The following is a 1,566-nucleotide window of genomic DNA, read 5'->3' as shown; positions in this document are numbered from 1 at the left end:
GCTGCTTCATCGAGGTTATTGACCGCCAGGGTGACAGTTTGATCGGTATGGTTACCCGCCCCATCGGTGGCGGTGACTACAAATGAATAGCTGGACTTGCTCTCGTAATCAGCGTCGGCCAACAAAGTCACTTCGCCGGTGGCCGAGTTAATGCTGAACAAAGCAGCATCAGCCCCCGAGAGGCTATAAACCACCGCTGCGGCATCGTCTGTCGTTGCGGTGTAAATCACCGCGTTCTCACCAGAGTTTTCGTTAATCGCGGTGGCGGTGGTCGCGGAGGTGAAAACCGGGGCCTGGGTATCGATTTGATAACTGGCGCTGATGACGTCGCTGGTCGGTTGGTTACCCACCGCATCGGTATAGCCGCTGCTCAGGTAAATCCGGTTATCATCGCTGCTGATGTTGTCGGAGGGAGTCAGTGTGGCGGTCCAGGTGGTGCCGCCGTCGGTGCTGATGAGGTTGGAGAAGGTGGCGTTGTCTGCCGACAGATCTTCCAGGCCGAATCCGGTCACGGCTTCATGGAAGCGGATGGTGACCGTGGCGGTTTCTCCAACCGCCAGTACATGGGTTGAGAGGTCGATACTCGCCACCGGTGCCACGGTATCCACCTGGATCGAGATGCTGGCCTCCAGGTTGTCGGCACCCACGGCCGGGGCATTGTTCACCAGGTCGGTCCATTCGCCACCGATTTGTATCCGGGTACCAGAGTCTTCCGTGTTGTCCGCCGGTGTGTAGGTTGCAGTCCAGGTGACTCCGCCGTCGGTGGTGGTCACGGTGCTGAGGCTGCCGCTGTCCAGTGTGATATCGGCATTACTGAAGCCGATCACGGCTTCACTGAAAGTAAAGGTGACGACGGTATGCTCTCCAGCCGCCAGATCGCTGCGATCGACATCGATACGGAGTGTCGGACGACTGATTTCCTGCTCAATATAGATGGGCAAGCGGGCGTCGCCGTTAACGCTGACGGTCAGTGGCCAGTTCCCGTCCCCCAGCTCTTCCAGCAGGTCTGCCGGGAGGGTGATCGATGCGTAGCCATCGGAGACCATGGCCACCGTCGCGGTGACATCGTAGTTCAGGTCGCCCAGGGTGATACTGATGAGGTCTCCGACGGCCACCTGTTTCAGGGTGACGACGGTACCATCCTCAGCTTCATCGGCCAGTAGTCCGTCGCGGGCTTCCGTGACAACCGGCGCCAGGGCGATCACCGATTGGCTGTCCAGCACGCCGCTGTACGGGCCACTTTCAAACAGGGCCAGGCCCGCTTGCAGCAGGGCGATGCCATGAGTGGAGATCAGGGCCACGCCGTCAACGATCGAGACCTCTGCCAGCAGGGCTTCCAGAGTGGCAGCAACACTGCCCTGAAACTCGTCCAGACCGGATAGGGCCACCAATAAATCACCGTACGCTTCGGCGGTATTGAGGCCGTCCTCCTGGTTAAACTCGTCTTCGGTGATCGCGGTGACATCACCAAGCAGGTCGGATAACTGGAACAGGGTCGCCAGAGTCTGATTGATGGCCAGCATATCGCTGGTTAAGGGCGTACTGGACAGGCTGTCAGCACTGATA

At 59.2% G+C, this 1,566-nt stretch carries 1 protein-coding gene; it reads right to left on the bottom strand.

Annotated features, from left to right (window positions below):
• The coding region (locus tag Q8W32_RS16505) for an Ig-like domain-containing protein (protein ID WP_305415686.1) at window positions 1–1,566 on the bottom strand (1,566 nt) is incomplete at both ends.

It is taken from the genome of Oceanobacter sp. 3_MG-2023 (assembly GCF_030688925.1).
Classification (GTDB): Bacteria; Pseudomonadota; Gammaproteobacteria; order Pseudomonadales; family Oceanobacteraceae; genus Oceanobacter.
This window is presented reverse-complemented; position numbering and strand designations above follow the sequence as displayed.